Consider the following 16,500-nt stretch of genomic DNA (forward strand, 5'->3'; position numbering starts at 1 on the left):
GATCGGGGGGCGACCCGCCTGATCAGGCTGATTCGGCTGACCCGATTGATACGGCTGATCGCGCTGGTTCGGCCGGTCGGACTGGTTCGGCTGGTCGCCTGAGCAGATACTCGTTGCAGCCGAGTCCGCCCGCGCACGTCTTGAGGAGCAGGAGGCTGAGATCGTGCGCGCGGGCACGGGCGAGGACCTGCTCGGGCCTGGAAACCTCGAACGGGTACCCGCCCACCCAGTCGAGCATGTCGTGCCGGCGCGACATGCCCCGCGGCTGGGGGGCCGTGGGGTCGGCCCGGCCACGGAGCAGCCGCGCGACCTTGATCACGGGCCAGGCCCGGTAGATGTACGCCGCGCTCCCGGCGACCAGGGCGCAACGGGTCACCGGCCCCGACCGGTTGTAGCGCCGCTTCACGGCGGTCCAGACCCGGCTCTGCCTGCCCTGGTCGTTGTAGAGCGAGACGAACAGCAGCCCGCCGGGGGCGACGAGCCCGACGGTGGCGTCGAAGGCCCGCCACATGGCCCCGGTGTGGTGCAGGACTCCCCAGGAGTACACCACGTCGAAGGTCCCCAACCCCGCGAGGTAACCGTCGTCCAGAATCGACCCCCGCTCGATCGTCCAGGAGGCGTCTCTTTCTTCGAGCATCTGGGAGGTGTCGGCCGCTTCCCGTTCGGTCATCCGCGGGGTGCCGGTCGCTTCCCCTTCAACGGTCCGGGAACTGTCGGGAGCGAAGGCGTGCCGTAGCCGTACGGCGGACTCAACCGCCTCGGCGTCGGAGTCGAAGGAGTGCACGCGGGCCCCGAGGCGATGCGCGGCGAGTGAGAACAAACCACTGCCGCAGCCCACGTCGAGGAAGGTGCGCCCGGCGAGATCCTCGACCTCCAGGGCCGCCCGCAGCGAGTCGATCGCGCGTTGGACGCGACTCTCGTCGACACGTGCGACGAACGCCTTCCAGTTGCGGCCGAAGGCGAACCTCTCACCCTGCCTGACCTGCAGAAGGATCTCGTCCACCATCGTCTCCTGCCACATGCCGTACGAGGACTTCCCAAACGATGATCCGTAACCTATCGCAACTGATCGGTCACACTAAGAAGGTGGTCCGGGGTGGCGACAGTGACGCCACGTCATACGTTCACCCGATAAATGTCATGACAAGCTCATGACGTGGTCGCACTGCCCGATGAGCGCGGCGGCTGGTGAGATCGATGCATGTCCTCGACACCGGTCATCGACGTTGAACGTCTGAATCTCGCCTACGGCGACTTCCACGCAGTGAAGGACCTCTCCCTCCAGGTACGGCAGGGAGAGCTTTACGCGCTGCTCGGCACGAACGGGGCGGGGAAGACCTCGGCCCTGGAGACCATCGAAGGCCACCGCAGAGCCACCTCGGGCACCGTGCGGGTCTTCGGGCAGAGCCCGAACGACCGGAACGCCGTACGACCCAGGATGGGCATCATGCTGCAGGAAAGCGGGTTCTCCCCGGACCTGACGGTGCGGGAATCGGTCCGGCTCATCGGGAAACTCACCCGGCGCACGGACACGGTCGAACGCGTCCTCGGCGTCGTGAACCTCACCCGCAAGGCCGACACCAAGGTGGCCCAGCTCTCCGGCGGCGAGAAGCGACGCCTGGACTTCGCCACCGCCGTGTACGGAACGCCTGAGCTGATCTTCCTGGACGAGCCCACCACCGGCCTGGACATCCAGTCCAGGGACGACCTGTGGAAGACCGTCGGCAAGCTGCGCGAAGACGGCGCCACCATCGTTCTCACCACGCACTACCTGGAAGAGGCGCAGCAGTACGCGGACCGCATCGGCCTCATGCGCCAGGGCACCCTCCACCGGGAGGGAACCGTCTCCGAACTGACGCGTACCCTGCCCTCCACCATCCGCTTCTCCCTGCCGGGCACCCTCCCCGAGGCGCCACTCCCGCTGCAGGCCGCCCGCGACGCCGAAGGCACGTTCCTGATCGAGACCTTCGGTCTGCAGAAGGACCTGTACACCCTGCTCCGCTGGGCGCAGGACCACTCGGTGGAACTGCGGGACCTCCAGGCCGGATCGACCCGGCTCGACGACGTCTTCCGCGCCCTCGGCAGCGAGTAGACCTCCGCCCTCGCAAGCTCAAGCGAGCGAACCTCCGCTCTCTCAAGCGAGTAGACCCCCGAATCCTCAGTAGACCCCCGAATTCCCAAAGGAAAGAAGCTTCGCCATGCTCTCGATCGCTCGCAGCGAGCTGATCCAGATCTTCAGGAACCGTCTGGTCCTGGTCACCAGTCTCGTCATGCCCATAGTGGTCAGCGGGTTCTTCATCTACCAGCACGAGGTCTTCGCGGCCATCGGCAGCCTCGGATACATCGCGGCGATCACGATGTTCACCGTGGGGGCGTTCGGGCTCTACACCACCACGGTGACGACCCTCGCCTCGCGTCGGCAGAACCTCTTCCTCAAGCGGCTACGCTCCACCGCGGCGAGCGACGGCGACATCATCTCCGGGCTGATCCTCCCGGCCACCGTCATCTCGCTCGTCCAGGTTGCCGTGATCATGACCGCGCTTGCCACCGTCACGGGCCGGCCGGACAACGTCCTCCTCCTGGCGGCGGCCGTCCTCTCGATGGTGGTCATGATGCTCGGCCTGGGACTGGCCACGGCGGGAGTGACGAACTCCCCGGAACACGCCCAGGTGACCACGCTGCCCGTCAGCCTCGGCGCCATCGCCGTGGCCAGCTGGGTGGGAATCACCGGCACCGAGGAGCTCGCCATGCTCAAACGGCTACTCCCCGGCGGCTCGGCCACCGAACTCGCCGTCAACGCCTGGAACGGCGGCGTTCCCTTCACCGACTCCCTGATCCTCCTCGCGCCCACCCTGGGCTGGGTGATCGTCGCCGTCGCGCTCGCCTCCCGGATCTTCCGCTGGGAGCCGCGCCGATGACACCCTTCGACGCCGCCGACCGTACGAGAGTGCCTCGTGTGCTCCTGCCGCGGCGGCGGGACGCGAGGGGCTGTCGTGACGTTTCCACAGGTCAATCCATTTAATCCATGAAACGGTGTCACCGGTGGTGCCCCGGAGCGAGAGGAATGCCGGGGCGGACTCCGCTGTTCGACCCTGGAGAGCCGTTCCTGCGGGACCACCGCGCGATGCCGCCGACTGTGGACACGGCCGACGTGTACGACCTGCGGCTGTGTACGACCCGCGGCCCAGCGGCCCGACCGCGAGGACCGACCGTCCGGCGACCAGGTGAGGATCAGTGAGCCCGACACACGCGGTGCCCCAGGCCACCGAGTCCACGCGGGGGCGGCTGCGCAGGCTCAACCTCACCCTGTTCCTCCCGATGCTCATCGGCGTCGGGGTGCTGGTGGTGGTGAAGGACGCCAGGACCTGGTGGGAGGCCCTTGTCCTGAGCGCGGGCGTGGTGGCGGCCCTGGTGGCCTTCGTACGGTGGGCGGCGGGCGACGTCCTGCGCGTCGCGATCCCCTGCCTGATCGTCGCCGCGGCCGTGTGGCCCTTCTCCGTGCTCGTGGTCGGCGGCGGCATGGCGTTCTACGGCATCTCGATCGTGGCTTCCCACGTCATCCCCCAGCTACCGCGCCACCGGGTCGCGGCGGCCCTGGGAGTGGTCGCCTACGTCGCCGCGGTGGGGGCGACAAGGCTGCTGATCACCCAGGAGGTCGACTCCTCCGCTCTGATCGAGTACGTCGTCTTTCCCACGGGCGGCACGGCCGCGGTCATCGGCCTCATGTTCCCCAACAAGCGGTTCTACGGCCTCGTCGAGGAGCTGGAGGAGGCACGAGAGCGCGAAGCGGAGCTGGCCGTCATCCGCGAACGCGTCCGGTTCGCCAGCGACCTGCACGACATCCAGGGCCACACCCTGCACGTGGTGAAGCTCAAGATCGCGCTGGCGCAGCGGCTCGTACGCAGCGACGCCGAACGGGCCGAGCAGGAGCTACGCGAGGTGCACGCCCTGGTCAGCGACACCATCAACCAGACCAAGGAGCTCGCCTACGCCCAGCGGCGGCTCAACCTCTCCGCGGAGCTGGAGAACGCGAAGAACCTCTTCGAGGCCGCGGGCATCCACGTACGCGTCGACCGCGAGGCCGAGGTCGACGCCCGCGCGGGCGAACTGCTCGGCCTGGTCCTACGGGAGACGACGACCAACATCCTGCGGCACGCGCAGGCCAGGCAGGTGCGCGTCACCCTCTCGGAGTCGGGCATCGTCATCGTGAACGACGGCGTCCCGGACGCCCCGCTTCCCGCGCTCCGAGGGCTCGCCACCCTCAGGGAACGGGTGGCGACCAACGGGGGCGAGCTGACGGTGGAGCAGAAGGACGGACGTTTCCTCACGGCTGCGACATTCCCCCACGACCCTTCGACCGTCACTCCCTGACCTGTGGAAGGAGAATCGACACCTGTGGAAGGAGAGTCGACCGACATGACCACCGTGGTGCTCGCCGACGACGAGGCCCTCCTCCGCAAGGCGCTGGCCGCGTTGCTCCCCCTCGAAGGCGACATCACCGTACTCGCCGAAGCGGAGGACGGAGAGACAGCCGTCCAGGCCACCCTGCGACACCGGCCCGACGTGCTCGTCATCGACCTGGAGATGCCCGGCGTGGACGGGCTCGGCGCCGTCGCGGAGATCCGCCGTACCCGGCCCGACCAGGTGATCCTCATGCTCACCCGCCACGCCAGACCCGGCGTGCTGCGCAGGGCGCTCAGGCTCGGCGTCCAGGGCTTCGTCAGCAAGTCCGCCGAACCGGCACACATCGTCTCGGTCATCAAAACCCTGCACGAGGGCAGACGATGGATCGACCCGGACGTCTCCGCCCTCGCCGTGATCGACGACTGCCCGCTCACCGACCGCGAGATCGACGTCCTGCGCGCGACCAGCGAAGGCTACTCGGCCGCCGACATCGCCACCCGGCTCCACCTGGCGGAGGGCACGGTCCGCAACTACCTCTCGAACGCGATGCAGAAGACCCAGACCCGCACCCGCCACGAAGCGGCCAGATACGCCCGCGAACACGACTGGCTGTAACCGCCCGAGGCCGGTGTCGAGGAGGGCTTCTCGATGTCATGGCGCCTGCCGGACGTCTCTGGTTTCGACGTCACCGCGGGCCGCGTCTGCATCCGGGCGGCGGTGTCCGGCCGGCCCGCAGGGGAGGCGGCCTCCGAGCCGGCCCTGGGAACACCGGCGGGGCTGAGAGTGAGCTCGAACCTGGTCGAGCAGGCTGCTCGGCGTACGAGACCGGCCGCGGGATTCGGGCCGGGATATCAGGCTGCCGCGCGTTCGCCGACGGGGCGGCGGCGCAGGGCCGCGGTCTGCAGGGCGGGCGGCAGGTAGTCCTGGTCGAGGGCGCCGACATCGGTGCCGGGCGGGACGATCTCGTCGATCCGATCCAGGATGTCGTCGCCGAGCCGGACGTCGATGCCGGCGAGGAGGTCGTCAAGGTGGGCCATCGTGCGGGGGCCGACGAGGGCGCTGGTGACACCCGGGTGGGCGATGGTGAATGCCATGGCGAGGTGGGTCAGGGGCATGCCCGCCTCCTCGGCGACAGGGATGAGTCGTTCGACGACGTCGATGCGGCGCTCGTCGTTGAGGTGCCTGAAGAAGCCCGCGCGGCTCAGGTCGTTCTCCCCGTTCTTGCGCACGCGGCCGGTGAGCATGCCCTGACCGAGCGGACCCCAGACCATGACGCCCATGCCGTAGCTCTGCGCGACGGGCAGGACCTCGCGCTCGATGCCGCGGTTGAGCAGGGAGTAGGGCGGCTGCTCGGTCCGGAATCGCTCCAGGTTCCGGCGCTCGGCGACCCACTGCGCCTCGACGATGTCGGAGGCCGGGGTGGTGGAGGAGCCGATCGCGCGGATCTTGCCGCTGCGGATCAGGTCGGTGAGCGCGGAGAGGGTCTCCTCGACATCGGTCGTGGGGTCGAGGCGGTGGATCTGGTAGACGTCGATGTAGTCCGTCCGCAGCCGTCGCAGCGAGTTCTCGACGGCGGTCGTGATCCAGCGCCGGGAGGTGCCCCGGTGGTTGGGGTCCTCGCCCATCGGATTGCCGAACTTGGTCGCGAGGACGACGCTGTCACGGCGTCCTTTGAGGGCCCTGCCCACCACTTCCTCCGAGTCGCCGTAGGCGTCGGCGGTGTCGATGAAGTTGATGCCGGCGTCCAGAGCCTTGTGAATGATGCGTGCCGACTCCTCGGGCTCGTTGCCCATGCGCGTGGCGTACATGAGGGTGCCCAGCGCGTAGGGACTGACCTTGATGCCGGTGCGGCCCAGGGGACGGTACTGCATGGGGTTTCTCCTCGGGGTGTGGTGGAGCGTCCGCGGGGTGCTCTACGCTCCATCTAAGCGGAAAAGCTTTCCGGAACTATACGGAAAGGTTTTCCGGTTACGCAACCGGAGGGATCTCATGACCGAGAAGACAGGGCCGTCCCGCCGCATGCGCGCGGACGCGCAGCGCAACGTCGACGCCCTGATCGAGGCGGCGAAGACGGTCTTCGACACGACCGGTGTCGACGCACCCGCGAAAGAGATCACCGACCTGGCCGGACTCGGCGTCGGAACTCTCTACCGGCACTTCCCGCTGCGCTCGGACCTGGTCAAGGCGGTCGTGGAAAGCGGGATCGACGCCGTCGCCGCGGCAGGACCCGAGCTCAGCGCCGCCCACGAGCCCGCGGAAGCGCTCGCCCGGTGGCTGCGCCGGTACGCCGAGCTCCTGGGGACCAAACGAGGACTGGCCCCCGCCCTCCACTCCGGCGATCCGGCCTACGAGACCCTCTCCGGCTACTTCATCGACAAGACAGGTCCCGTTCTCACGGCACTGCTCGATGCCGCCGTGGCCGACGGATCAGTGCGCGACGACGTCGGTGCCCGGGACCTCCTGTACGCCGTCGCCAATCTGTGCATGCCCGTACCCGGCGAAGGCCACGACCACAGCCGACGGATGGTCGCGCTGCTCATCGACGGACTGCGCACCCCGCACCGGCGTGTTTCCTCCGACTCGTCGCACTGACCGGACGGGGGTTGTAAGAAACTTGGTCGCCGTTTGTCCGGCTTGAGGGTGATGTAGAAGGGGGCGGCCTCAACTGCCGGCCGCATTCTGTCAGGAGTTCTAAGCGGCAGATGCGGTCTGGTGCTTTTGATCGTTCAGAGCGGTTTTGCTGTATTCAGCCGTTCTTGTTATTCGATGGCATGTAAACCCCGAGGACTGAAAGCAGTGCGGCAACGATGCCCCAGTCGTGTGCCGACCTCGATCTCGGCGTGGCGATCATCGCGGGGCGTATCAACGCAGGCACGTGCATGCAGGAGTGCTGCAGACAGAGGACTGATTTCGTCTTAAACTTACGGCGTAGGCCCTGTGTCAGCAGTTGGAGTGCATGTAGGGTGAGATCGTGTTGATCAGATTCGGAGCCACGAACCATCGCTCCATCCGAGGGCCAGTCAATCTTTCGATGGTCGCAATCGATCGAGATCGCGAAGAAGCGCGCCCCGTACCGCTGCTCGGAGAGAGCCTTCTACCAATTGCGGCGATATATGGACCAAATGCCTCTGGAAAGTCAAACGTCGTAGCAGCGCTCTCCTGGTTGTGCGATGCGGTCAGTTTTTCTTTTCGTTTTTGGGAGGACGAAATACCGGTTGAGCCATTCGCCTTTGGTGATGGTCGTACACTTGCGAGTGAGTTCAGCGTCGAAGTCATAATCGATGGCGTTCGTTTTGAGTATGTACTTGAGTTGGACCGCGAACATGTGATCCATGAAGGCTTGTTTCACTATCCAGAGAAAAAGCGCAGGAGAATATTTGAGCGAGAAGAGTTGGAGCTGAAGCTGCAAAGAGGGCTTGGCGGCCTATCCGGCACTCGCGAACTTATCACGCACAGGACTCTGGCACTTTCGATCGCGCGACGTTTTGATGAACCGCTGGTGTCGGAATTCACGCGAGAGCTTCTAGGCATACAGAACCTTGGTCACATGCCCAGGCGTAGCAAGTCGCGCCTCCCGGCGGGAGCGTATCGAAACTCAAGCCATCGCTCAACAATTCGCTGGTTCGAAGAGGAGGGCAACCAACTGACCCTTTTCGATGACAACGAACTTGGCGGGAGATTTATTGGAGTTCGCCAACAAGCATTGGCGCTGTTGCGTCTGGCCGACCTTGGCATCGAAGACGTGGTCATCGATCGCCGAGAGGTCATCTATTCCGACTCGGAGGTGCGTACTCAACGCAGGGTGCGACTTCTACATAAGACCTCAGAGGAGAGCGTCCCGTTTGATTTAGATGTCGAGTCAGAGGGCACGAGAACGTGGTTCGCTCTGATCGGCCCAGTTCTGACTGCCCTACGGCAGGGTTCGGTCGTCCTGTTCGACGAGCTGGACACGAGCCTGCACCCAACCTTGTCAGCGGAATTGCTAAGGATCTTCCGTAGTCCGGTGACCAATCCACGCGGTGCTCAATTGATCTTTACGTCTCACGACACCAGTCTTCTGAATCACCTCAATCGAGACGAAGTCTGGCTGACCGAAAAGCAAGCCGACGGCTCCACCCGCCTCGGCGCATTGGCCGATTTTTCCGGAGAGCGTGTGCGCAAATCGCAGAACCTTGAGAATGCTTATCTCCACGGCAGGTTCGGCGCTCTACCTCAAGTGGACCAGACTGCCCTGTTGCGCGCTCTTGGATTAATCGGCTGATGATTTCGAGTAGGCGCCAAAGGGGCGGGAAGTCACTGAGGAGGACCGCTGAAAAGCGGCCCGAGCTCCGCACGATAATGGTTTTTTGTGAAGGGCAGAACTCTGAACCCGATTACATAAACGGCCTGAAGAGGCTTCCGCACATAGCCGAAAACACAGCGCTGAGCATAGAGATCCATCCCGAACAGGGCGTGCCTCTCACCTTGGTCAAGAAGGCCATGGCGTACAAGAGCGATCCCGAAATCGATGAATGTTGGTGCCTTTTTGATGTGGAGTGGCCCAAAAATCACCCGAACCTGCCGCAGGCAATAGATCTAGCGAGGTCGAACGGGATAAACCTTGCGATATCAAACCCGTGTTTCGAGCTGTGGCTGATCTTGCACTACAGCAACTGCAGTGCATTTATGGACACGAATTCCGCAGACAGTCGATCCCGTTCGCTGGACGGCCGATCAGGAAAGAGGATCAACCCCGAAGTCTATATGCCTCTAAGAAAGAAGGCGGCCGAGCACGCCAAGCGCCTCGATGCACGGCATGTGCAAAATGGCACATCTTTTCCACATGACAATCCATCTTCGGGGATGTATAAATTTTTACGGAGTCTTGAAGGCGAATAGCGCCGAGGTGCTTCTGTAACTAACGGACCAGTTGACTGGGCTGGACCGATGGAGGGCGAGCAGACGATCGCCCGCTGCGCTGGTTTCGCCGACTACGTATCCGTTGAGAGGGAGGCGCGCGATGATATTCACGAGGTCTTCATGACCCTCGCGATTGGCTGCTGGCGATGCCTTACCTTCCTGTTGGGACCCCTAAGCGGGCTGCCTCTCACAGCACGATGTGATCCACCCGCACGGCCCGGTCGCCGGGGATGACGATCGGATCCGCGACCTCCACGACACGCTTCTTTGAGTACATCAGCCGAGTGATCGAGAAGACCGGCACTCCAGCCGCGATCCTGAGCAGCTCGGTCTCTTCCGGTGTCGGCATACGCGTCGCGGTCTCTTCGGTGATCTTGTCGACCTCGATCCCGAGAGTCCGCAGCTGACCGATGTTGCCGCCCGGCCACGGCTCATTGCTCGGGTTGGCGACCGGCGTGCCCTCCACGTCAGCGGCCAACAGGCACGAGCGCGCCATCTGGCTCGGGTTGCCCGAGGCGTAGAAGACGAACCGGCGTTCAAGGACCCGGATTCCGGTCGAGACTCCGAACAGGCCGGCCAGGCGCTCGTCGGCTCGAATCATCCGGTAAGCCTTGTCGAGACGGTACTGCGACCAGGTGATCCCGACATCATGTGTGAAACTCGTCTGCGGACTGTCCTGCGGCCCCGCATCGATCAGGTAGCGGTCCATGCAGATGCGACGTACGGGCAGACGCTCCCGGACGTACGTTCCGGAGCCCTGGCGCGATTCGACCAAGCCCTCGTTGCGAAGGATCTCCAGCGCCCGCCTGATGAGGATGTCGGAAACCCCGTGCTCCTCGGCAAGGAGCCGTTGCGTCGGCAGTTTCGCTCCCGGGGCGAGCACTCCCGACACGATCAGTTCTCGCAGGTGATCGGCAATACGGAGATAGGCATGTGGCCTTTCGGTCACGTCTACCTCCTGAATTTCAGTTTGGCTTGACAGGAGCGTACACGGTCGGGCAAGTTCGTATACGAACTCGATTAACCAGTATACAGCGTCGCCTTTGAGTGCTCATGCCCGCTGTTGTCCCTCATGACCAGGAAGGTTCTCTCGGCCAGTGAACGTTTCCAGCGCTCTGGTTCTTGACCGGGCCACGCCGAGTGGATGCGGCTGTTTCGCCGAGGTCGCACCGTTGCCGATGGGGTGTGCCGTCTGCGGGCACGCGCCGTACGCGCACGGTTGTCCCGGTCAACCCGCTGATCACGAATACGCGCAGCCGTCCGGTGAGCTGATGGCGGTGCGCCTGGAAGCCCGTCGCCTCGGTCTTCCTATGCCGGTCTCCAAGTCGGCCGCCGACGAGGCCCCTGCCGAGGTGATTCCTCTGGTGCCCGTGCAGCGTGGCCCCGGCCGGTCCAAGACCGACGCGGTCGCACCCACCGCGCGCACACCGCTTCCCCGGCAAGTGCATCGATCTCGGGGGACAGGTCCCGCAGCCATGCCGCCTCGGCGTAGAGACACCCGATGCCCGGCCGGTAGAGGACATCCGGTCACCCGGCGTTCTCGCCCGAAGAACGTTCCACCCAGGCCGCCGTACGGCGGCGCATGTCAGACCCCTCCTGCCCATACAAGCCGGACCCGCCCGGCGCTCGCGACGTCCGGGCGGGTCCTTGATCGGATGGAGGTCCGATCCATGGACGATGGTAAGTCAACGACTCCTGAGCCGGTGATTTCCGGTTGGCGGGTCATTCTCAGTGACAAGGGGCGGTTGTGGGCGTCTCGTGTTGTTCCGTTCACCGATGCGGAGTTCGATGCCGGGGCGGCGCGTACGGTCGACGCCGATACTCTCGACGGGTTGCGGGAGGAGGTCGAGCGGCAGGAGAGTGCCGCTCGGCGGGTGAGCGGGCAGGCGGTCTCGTGATCCGGCGCAGGTCCGCGTCCACCGGAGGGCGGCACCGTGACGGCCGCGACGGTATGGCCCCCGCCCTTGTTCCCCGGCGTACGTGGGATCACCGTGCCCGTGGTGAGGCGGAGCGGCTGGATCGTGAGTGGAAGGACTGGACGGTCTTCTACGGCGCGCACTCGCGGCTGTTCTACGCGATCGCGGCCTGGCCGGTGCCCGGCCCGGTGATCCTCCAGGGTTCCACCGCCGACGATCTCGAAGCCCAGATGTACGGGATCGTGATGGCTCTGGCCGTCCGGTCCGTGGTGGAGGGCTCTGGTACGTCTCCTGAACGGGCGCGGAGGCGGTCTCGTGATCGTCGTGCCGATGACTCCCGTGAGCGCGAGCGGTGGTGCGAACCCTCCGGGATCGCTCGCGGGGCCGGGGGCGACCGGGAGTCATGATCCCGGTCGCCGTGGCGGTGCCCTTGTCAGGGGTGGCGAGGGCACCGCTGCCGGTCGTTCCCCGGCAAGAACAGCGCTCCGAGGGGTGGCCCGGCCTCGACCGGACGATCGACCTGGGGACGCCGCTTTCCAAGAGTGGTGCCCTGCCCCGGCGAGGGCACCCCCAGGAGACGGTCCGGCGGACGCGGGACGAAGCGTTCACCGGCACCTCGTCAGGCGGACAGGCCGAGCTTGCCGGCGAGGGCCTCCAGCAGTTCGATCTGATCGTCCGGGGAGACGGGCTTGAGGTTGAGGGTGAGGTGCATCTCGTCCGCGTCGGCTTTCGCGGCGCGTTCGAGGTCGTTCAGCGTGGCGTCCGTGAACGTGGCGGGGGTGATCGGGGTGTCGGGGTAGGCCTGGATCGTGTTCACCACGACCGTGCCGGTGCCGCCCGCGTCCCGGTACCACTGGATCTTGGTCCGGGTCTCCTCCCAGTCCAGGGCCACGACGATGAAGCCGTCACCGATGCGCGCCGCCCGTTCGATGGTGTGCCGGGTCAGCGCGCCGATGAAGAGCGGGATGGTGTCCCCGAACGGTTTCGGCCCGACCAGGGACGACGGGATCTGGTAGTGGCGGCCGTGATGCGAGACGGGATCCGGCCCCCAGCAGGCCCGCATCGCGGCGACGTGCTCGACGAACCCGGCACCTCTGCGCGAGGCCGGCACTCCCGCCGCGACGAACTCCTCGGGAATGTAGTACGGCGGTTCCATCGTGCCGCCCCCCTGGCCGATACCGGCGTCCAGGCGGCCACCGGACAGCCGGTCGAGGGTGGCCAGCCTGCGGGCGAGGATGACGGGCGACTGGAAGATCGAGTTGACGATTCCGGTGCTCACCCGGATCCGCTCCGTGTGGGCCGCGGCCCAGGTCAGGATCTCCAGTGAGTCCCAGACATGGGACTCGGGCAGACCGGCGTCGTTGGTCCAGTCCGGTGCGGCGGGCATGAGCAGCCGTTCGCTGACGGACACGGCGTGGAACCCGAGCCGCTCGGTCGCCCGTGCCACGGCGACGACGGCGTCCGGGCCCGCGTACGGCCCGAAGTGCGGCAGGCTGACGCCGATACGCGGATGGTTCATCTCGTTCTCCGATGATCGTTGAGGTGTGTCCTTTCGATGAGTAGTCGGAGCGGGCATGAGATTTTTGCGCTCTCCCCGGGAGGGATGCCGAAATCTCCGTGCGGATTCGGCCGGGCGACGGCGGGGATACCGTCCTGCCTGGCCGGACAGGTGACCCGACCGGTCAGGATCGGAGAAGCGCACACCCCCGAGCCGCACCTAGCGTGAAGGCCATGGGCATCACCATTCACGCGAGTTTCCTCCCGCACGACGACCCGGACGCCTCCCTGGCCTTCTACCGCGACACCCTCGGCTTCGAGGTCCGCAACGACGCCGGATACGCCGGGATGCGCTGGATCACGGTCGGTCCCCCCGGACAGCCGGGCACCTCCATCGTCCTGCAACCGCCGGTCGCCGACCCCGGCATCACCGACGACGAGCGTCGCACCATCGTCGAGATGATGGCGAAGGGCACCTACGCCGGTATTGTTCTCTCCACCGACGATCTCGATAGTATTTTCGAACGGTTGCGTGCAGGCGGCGCCGAGATCAGTCAGGAGCCGACCGAGCAGCCGTACGGCGTTCGAGACTGCGCCGTCCGCGACCCCGCGGGCAACCTGATCCGCATCCAGGAGCTGCGCTGATCCCCCCGGGGGGCGCAGCCAAGAACTCGCACAGCCGCCCCCGCAGACAGTTGGAGAGCCGATGAGTATGACCGAGAGGTCGTCCGAGCCGCACGCCGCCGACAGCCACGATCTGATCCGCGTGCTCGGCGCGCGGGTGAACAACCTCAAGGACGTGAGCGTCGAGATCCCGAAGCGACGGCTCACGGTGTTCACCGGTGTCTCCGGCTCGGGCAAGAGCTCTCTGGTCTTCGGTACGATCGCCGCCGAGTCGCAGCGGATGATCAACGAGACCTACAGCGCCTTCGTGCAGGGCTTCATGCCGACGCAGGCGCGGCCCGAGGTCGACGTCCTCGAAGGGCTGACGACCGCGATCATCGTGGACCAGCAGCGGATGGGCGCCGACCCCCGCTCCACGGTCGGCACCGCCACCGACGCGAACGCGATGCTGCGCATCCTCTTCAGCCGGCTCGGGCAGCCGCACATCGGCTCGCCCCAGGCGTTCTCCTTCAACATCGCCACGGTCCGGGCGAGCGGTGCGATCACGGTCGAGCGCGGTGCCCGTAAGACCGAGAAGGCGACCTTCACCCGTATCGGCGGCATGTGCGTGCGCTGCGAGGGCCGGGGCGCGGTCTCCGACATCGACCTCACCCAGCTCTACGACGACTCCAAGTCGCTCGCCGAGGGCGCGTTCACCATCCCCGGCTGGAAGTCGGACAGCTTCTGGACCGTACGGGTCTACGCCGAGTCGGGGTTCGTCGACCCGGACAAGCCGATCCGCGACTACACCAAGAAGGAACTCCACGACTTCCTCTACGGGGAGCCGGTCAAGGTGAAGGTCGACGGCGTCAACCTCACCTACGAGGGACTGATCCCGAAGATCCAGAAGTCGTTCCTGTCCAAGGACCGGGAGGGGATGCAGCCGCACGTCCGGGCGTTCGTGGACCGGGCGGTCACCTTCACCACCTGCCCCGAGTGCGACGGCACCCGGCTCAGCGAGGCGGCGAGGTCCTCACGCATCGGCGGGGTCAGCATCGCCGACGCGTGCGCGATGCAGATCAGCGACCTGGCCGGATGGGTGCGCGGCCTGGACGAGCCCTCGGTGGCTCCGCTGCTCGGCACGCTGGCGCACACCCTCGACTCGTTCGTGGAGATCGGGCTGGGCTACCTCTCGCTCGACCGGCCCGCGGGCACGCTGTCGGGCGGTGAGGCCCAGCGCGTCAAGATGATCCGTCACCTCGGCTCCTCGCTCACCGACGTCACCTACGTCTTCGACGAGCCCACCATCGGCCTGCACCCCCACGACATCCAGCGGATGAACAACCTGCTGCTGCGGCTTCGGGACAAGGGCAACACGGTCCTCGTCGTGGAGCACAAGCCGGAGACGATCGTGATCGCCGACCACGTCGTCGACCTCGGCCCCGGAGCCGGTACGGAGGGAGGCACCGTCTGCTTCGAGGGCACCGTCGAGGGGCTGCGGACCGGCGGCACCATCACCGGCCGCCACTTCGACGACCGATCCACGCTCAAGGAGACGGTGCGGACGCCCAAGGGCACGCTGGAGATCCGCGGCGCCGACCGTCACAACCTGCAGAACGTCGACGTGGACATCCCGCTCGGGGTGCTCGTCGTCGTCACCGGCGTCGCGGGGTCCGGCAAGAGCTCGCTCATCCACGGGTCGATCCCCGCCCGCGCGGGGGTGGTCTCGGTCGACCAGAGCGCGATCAAGGGCTCGCGGCGCAGCAACCCGGCGACGTACACCGGACTGCTCGAACCGATCCGCAAGGCGTTCGCGAAGGCGAACGGCGTGAAGCCGGCGCTGTTCAGTGCGAACTCCGAGGGCGCCTGCCCCGGCTGCAACGGCGCGGGCGTCATCTACACCGACCTGGCGATGATGGCGGGTGTCGCCACCGTCTGCGAGGAGTGCGAGGGGAAGCGGTTCCAGGCGTCGGTGCTGGAATACCGCTTCGGCGGTCGCGACATCAGCGAGGTGCTCGCGATGTCGGTGATCGAGGCCGAGGAGTTCTTCGGCGCGGGCGAGGCGCGCACCCCGGCCGCGCACGCGATCCTCGGTAGGCTCGCCGACGTCGGGCTCGGCTACCTCAGCCTCGGCCAGCCGCTCACCACGCTGTCCGGCGGCGAGCGGCAGCGGCTCAAGCTCGCCACCCACATGGCGGAGAAGGGCGGCGTCTACGTCCTCGACGAGCCGACCACCGGCCTGCACCTCGCCGACGTCGAGCAGCTGCTCGGCCTGCTGGACCGGCTCGTCGACTCCGGCAAGTCGGTCATCGTCATCGAGCACCACCAGGCGGTGATGGCGCACGCCGACTGGATCATCGACCTCGGTCCGGGTGCCGGTCACGACGGCGGCCGGATCGTCTTCGAGGGCACCCCCGCCGACCTCGTCGCCACCCGCTCCACCCTCACCGGCGAACACCTCGCGGCCTACGTCGGCACCTGAGCGGGAGAACGCGGGCACCTGACCAAGGGGAACGTCGAGCGCCGGGAATCCGAGCCGGTCGGATCTCGCGGGTCAGGTGCCCGCGGTCACCGCTCTGAGTCCTTCGAACGACTCCTTGACGAACTGGGAGAGATCTCCTTGGCCGGACTGCTCGACCCAGAGGCGAGTCGCGATCTTGAAGACGGCGATGCCCGCCTCCGCGGCGAGGTTCGCGCAGGCGTCCTCGACTCCGCGTTGCCGCAGCGCGTCGGCGAGTGTGGTCGACAGTGAGGCGAGTTTGATCAGCTCGCGTTCCTGCAGCTCGGCGCTGGCGGCGATGACGGTCTGGCGGCGGAGGGTGTACTCCCGACGTTCCTGTAGCACGGCCGCGGTGGCTTCGATGGCCGCCGCCACGGCTTCTATCGGGGTGGCGGACTCGGGGGCCTGGGTGGCCGCGTCCGTGAAAAGCTGCTGCAGCAGGCTCGGACACGAGAACAGCACTTCGCGCTTGTCCGCGTAGTGGCGAAAGAACGTCCGCTCGGTCAGCCCCGCCCGCTGGGCGATCTCCGCGACCGAGGTCCGTTCGAAGCCGCGCTCAAGGTAGAGATCCAGCGCCGCCTGTTCGAGCCGAGATCGTGCGTTCGGCTCCCATCTCCCCATGTCGGGCAGTGTACCCGATGGCAGTGGCTGACATCGGTCGGCGCCGCGTGATGACAGTCA

At 66.4% G+C, this 16,500-nt stretch carries 16 protein-coding genes and 1 pseudogene; 11 read left to right on the forward strand and 6 right to left on the reverse strand.

Annotation, left to right across the window (positions count from 1 at the left end; all coding sequences use genetic code 11):
* Nucleotides 1-22: 22 nt before the first annotated feature.
* Nucleotides 23-1,003, reverse strand: coding sequence for a methyltransferase domain-containing protein (locus tag ABZ664_RS18110; RefSeq protein ID WP_362510448.1), 981 nt, complete (start codon nt 1,001-1,003; stop codon nt 23-25).
* A gap of 198 nt (nt 1,004-1,201) precedes the next feature.
* Between ABZ664_RS18110 and ABZ664_RS18115 the strand changes: the two genes are divergently transcribed.
* From ABZ664_RS18115 to ABZ664_RS18130, 4 genes are all read left to right on the forward strand, one after another.
* Complete coding sequence (locus tag ABZ664_RS18115; RefSeq protein WP_362510451.1) at nt 1,202-2,092, forward strand: ABC transporter ATP-binding protein; 891 nt, start codon at nt 1,202-1,204, stop codon at nt 2,090-2,092.
* A gap of 106 nt (nt 2,093-2,198) precedes the next feature.
* Entirely contained in the window at nt 2,199-2,918 is a 720-nt protein-coding gene (locus ABZ664_RS18120; protein WP_362510454.1) for an ABC transporter permease, read from the forward strand.
* 316 nt (nt 2,919-3,234) lie between these two features.
* Nucleotides 3,235-4,371: a histidine kinase gene (locus tag ABZ664_RS18125; protein WP_362510457.1), complete on the forward strand. Its 1,137-nt coding sequence runs from the start codon at nt 3,235-3,237 to the stop codon at nt 4,369-4,371.
* Nucleotides 4,372-4,416: 45 nt separating this feature from the next.
* Nucleotides 4,417-5,019 (forward strand): response regulator transcription factor, encoded by a 603-nt coding sequence (locus tag ABZ664_RS18130; RefSeq protein WP_362510460.1) that lies wholly within the window; start codon nt 4,417-4,419, stop codon nt 5,017-5,019.
* A gap of 236 nt (nt 5,020-5,255) precedes the next feature.
* On the opposite strand, the gene ABZ664_RS18135 is transcribed toward ABZ664_RS18130, so the two are convergent.
* A complete protein-coding gene (locus ABZ664_RS18135) occupies nt 5,256-6,275 on the reverse strand; it encodes an aldo/keto reductase (protein ID WP_362510463.1) in 1,020 nt (339 codons plus the stop codon).
* Nucleotides 6,276-6,393: 118 nt separating this feature from the next.
* On the opposite strand from ABZ664_RS18135, the gene ABZ664_RS18140 reads away from it, so the two are divergent.
* The 3 genes from ABZ664_RS18140 (at nt 6,394) to ABZ664_RS18150 (ending at nt 9,282) form a co-directional block, all read left to right on the forward strand.
* A complete protein-coding gene (locus tag ABZ664_RS18140; RefSeq protein WP_362510466.1) occupies nt 6,394-6,996 on the forward strand; it encodes a TetR/AcrR family transcriptional regulator in 603 nt (200 codons plus the stop codon).
* A gap of 379 nt (nt 6,997-7,375) precedes the next feature.
* Nucleotides 7,376-8,665 carry an ATP-binding protein gene (locus ABZ664_RS18145; protein WP_362510469.1) on the forward strand — a complete coding sequence of 430 codons (1,290 nt, stop codon included), beginning with the start codon at nt 7,376-7,378 and terminating at the stop codon, nt 8,663-8,665.
* Nucleotides 8,665-9,282 carry an RloB family protein gene (locus ABZ664_RS18150; protein ID WP_362510472.1) on the forward strand — a complete coding sequence of 206 codons (618 nt, stop codon included), beginning with the start codon at nt 8,665-8,667 and terminating at the stop codon, nt 9,280-9,282. The genes ABZ664_RS18145 and ABZ664_RS18150 overlap by 1 nt, the downstream gene beginning before the upstream one ends.
* 208 nt (nt 9,283-9,490) lie before the next feature.
* On the opposite strand, the gene ABZ664_RS18155 is transcribed toward ABZ664_RS18150, so the two are convergent.
* Nucleotides 9,491-10,012 (reverse strand): UTRA domain-containing protein, encoded by a 522-nt coding sequence (locus ABZ664_RS18155; protein ID WP_362510874.1) that lies wholly within the window; start codon nt 10,010-10,012, stop codon nt 9,491-9,493.
* A 42-nt stretch (nt 10,013-10,054) separates the two neighbouring features.
* A pseudogene (locus tag ABZ664_RS18160) lies at nt 10,055-10,252 on the reverse strand (winged helix-turn-helix domain-containing protein); the annotation flags it as partial.
* A gap of 721 nt (nt 10,253-10,973) precedes the next feature.
* Here ABZ664_RS18160 and ABZ664_RS18165 point away from each other — a divergent pair.
* Complete coding sequence (locus ABZ664_RS18165) at nt 10,974-11,201, forward strand: hypothetical protein (protein WP_362510475.1); 228 nt, start codon at nt 10,974-10,976, stop codon at nt 11,199-11,201.
* On the forward strand, nt 11,198-11,626 hold the full coding sequence (locus ABZ664_RS18170; protein WP_362510478.1) for a hypothetical protein: 429 nt from the start codon (nt 11,198-11,200) through the stop codon (nt 11,624-11,626). Before ABZ664_RS18165 ends, ABZ664_RS18170 begins: the two co-directional genes overlap by 4 nt.
* 212 nt (nt 11,627-11,838) lie before the next feature.
* Here ABZ664_RS18170 and ABZ664_RS18175 read toward each other — a convergent pair whose 3' ends face one another.
* Nucleotides 11,839-12,738, reverse strand: coding sequence for a TIGR03619 family F420-dependent LLM class oxidoreductase (locus tag ABZ664_RS18175; RefSeq protein ID WP_362510481.1), 900 nt, complete (start codon nt 12,736-12,738; stop codon nt 11,839-11,841).
* 212 nt (nt 12,739-12,950) lie between these two features.
* Between ABZ664_RS18175 and ABZ664_RS18180 the strand changes: the two genes are divergently transcribed.
* Both ABZ664_RS18180 and ABZ664_RS18185 read left to right on the forward strand, forming a co-directional pair.
* On the forward strand, nt 12,951-13,361 hold the full coding sequence (locus ABZ664_RS18180) for a VOC family protein (RefSeq protein ID WP_362510484.1): 411 nt from the start codon (nt 12,951-12,953) through the stop codon (nt 13,359-13,361).
* Nucleotides 13,362-13,422: 61 nt separating this feature from the next.
* Nucleotides 13,423-15,801 (forward strand): excinuclease ABC subunit UvrA, encoded by a 2,379-nt coding sequence (locus tag ABZ664_RS18185; RefSeq protein WP_362510487.1) that lies wholly within the window; start codon nt 13,423-13,425, stop codon nt 15,799-15,801.
* A gap of 72 nt (nt 15,802-15,873) precedes the next feature.
* Here ABZ664_RS18185 and ABZ664_RS18190 read toward each other — a convergent pair whose 3' ends face one another.
* Entirely contained in the window at nt 15,874-16,440 is a 567-nt protein-coding gene (locus ABZ664_RS18190) for a TetR family transcriptional regulator (RefSeq protein WP_362510490.1), read from the reverse strand.
* Between the last annotated feature and the right edge of the window lie 60 nt (nt 16,441-16,500).

Origin of the sequence: Streptosporangium sp. NPDC006930 (assembly GCF_040635605.1) — a bacterium.
Classification (GTDB): Bacteria; Actinomycetota; Actinomycetes; order Streptosporangiales; family Streptosporangiaceae; genus Streptosporangium.

What these genes read in the sequence shown, in the direction of transcription:
- ABZ664_RS18115 (WP_362510451.1), top strand. Translation starts at nt 1,202, where the DNA reads ATGTCCTCGACACCGGTCATCGACGTTGAACGTCTGAATCTCGCCTAC.
- ABZ664_RS18120 (WP_362510454.1), top strand. Translation starts at nt 2,199, where the DNA reads ATGCTCTCGATCGCTCGCAGCGAGCTGATCCAGATCTTCAGGAACCGT.
- ABZ664_RS18130 (WP_362510460.1), top strand. Translation starts at nt 4,417, where the DNA reads ATGACCACCGTGGTGCTCGCCGACGACGAGGCCCTCCTCCGCAAGGCG.
- ABZ664_RS18135 (WP_362510463.1), bottom strand. Translation starts at nt 6,275, where the DNA reads ATGCAGTACCGTCCCCTGGGCCGCACCGGCATCAAGGTCAGTCCCTAC.
- ABZ664_RS18140 (WP_362510466.1), top strand. Translation starts at nt 6,394, where the DNA reads ATGACCGAGAAGACAGGGCCGTCCCGCCGCATGCGCGCGGACGCGCAG.
- ABZ664_RS18150 (WP_362510472.1), top strand. Translation starts at nt 8,665, where the DNA reads ATGATTTCGAGTAGGCGCCAAAGGGGCGGGAAGTCACTGAGGAGGACC.
- ABZ664_RS18155 (WP_362510874.1), bottom strand. Translation starts at nt 10,012, where the DNA reads ATGGACCGCTACCTGATCGATGCGGGGCCGCAGGACAGTCCGCAGACG.
- ABZ664_RS18165 (WP_362510475.1), top strand. Translation starts at nt 10,974, where the DNA reads ATGGACGATGGTAAGTCAACGACTCCTGAGCCGGTGATTTCCGGTTGG.
- ABZ664_RS18175 (WP_362510481.1), bottom strand. Translation starts at nt 12,738, where the DNA reads ATGAACCATCCGCGTATCGGCGTCAGCCTGCCGCACTTCGGGCCGTAC.
- ABZ664_RS18180 (WP_362510484.1), top strand. Translation starts at nt 12,951, where the DNA reads ATGGGCATCACCATTCACGCGAGTTTCCTCCCGCACGACGACCCGGAC.
- ABZ664_RS18185 (WP_362510487.1), top strand. Translation starts at nt 13,423, where the DNA reads ATGAGTATGACCGAGAGGTCGTCCGAGCCGCACGCCGCCGACAGCCAC.
- ABZ664_RS18190 (WP_362510490.1), bottom strand. Translation starts at nt 16,440, where the DNA reads ATGGGGAGATGGGAGCCGAACGCACGATCTCGGCTCGAACAGGCGGCG.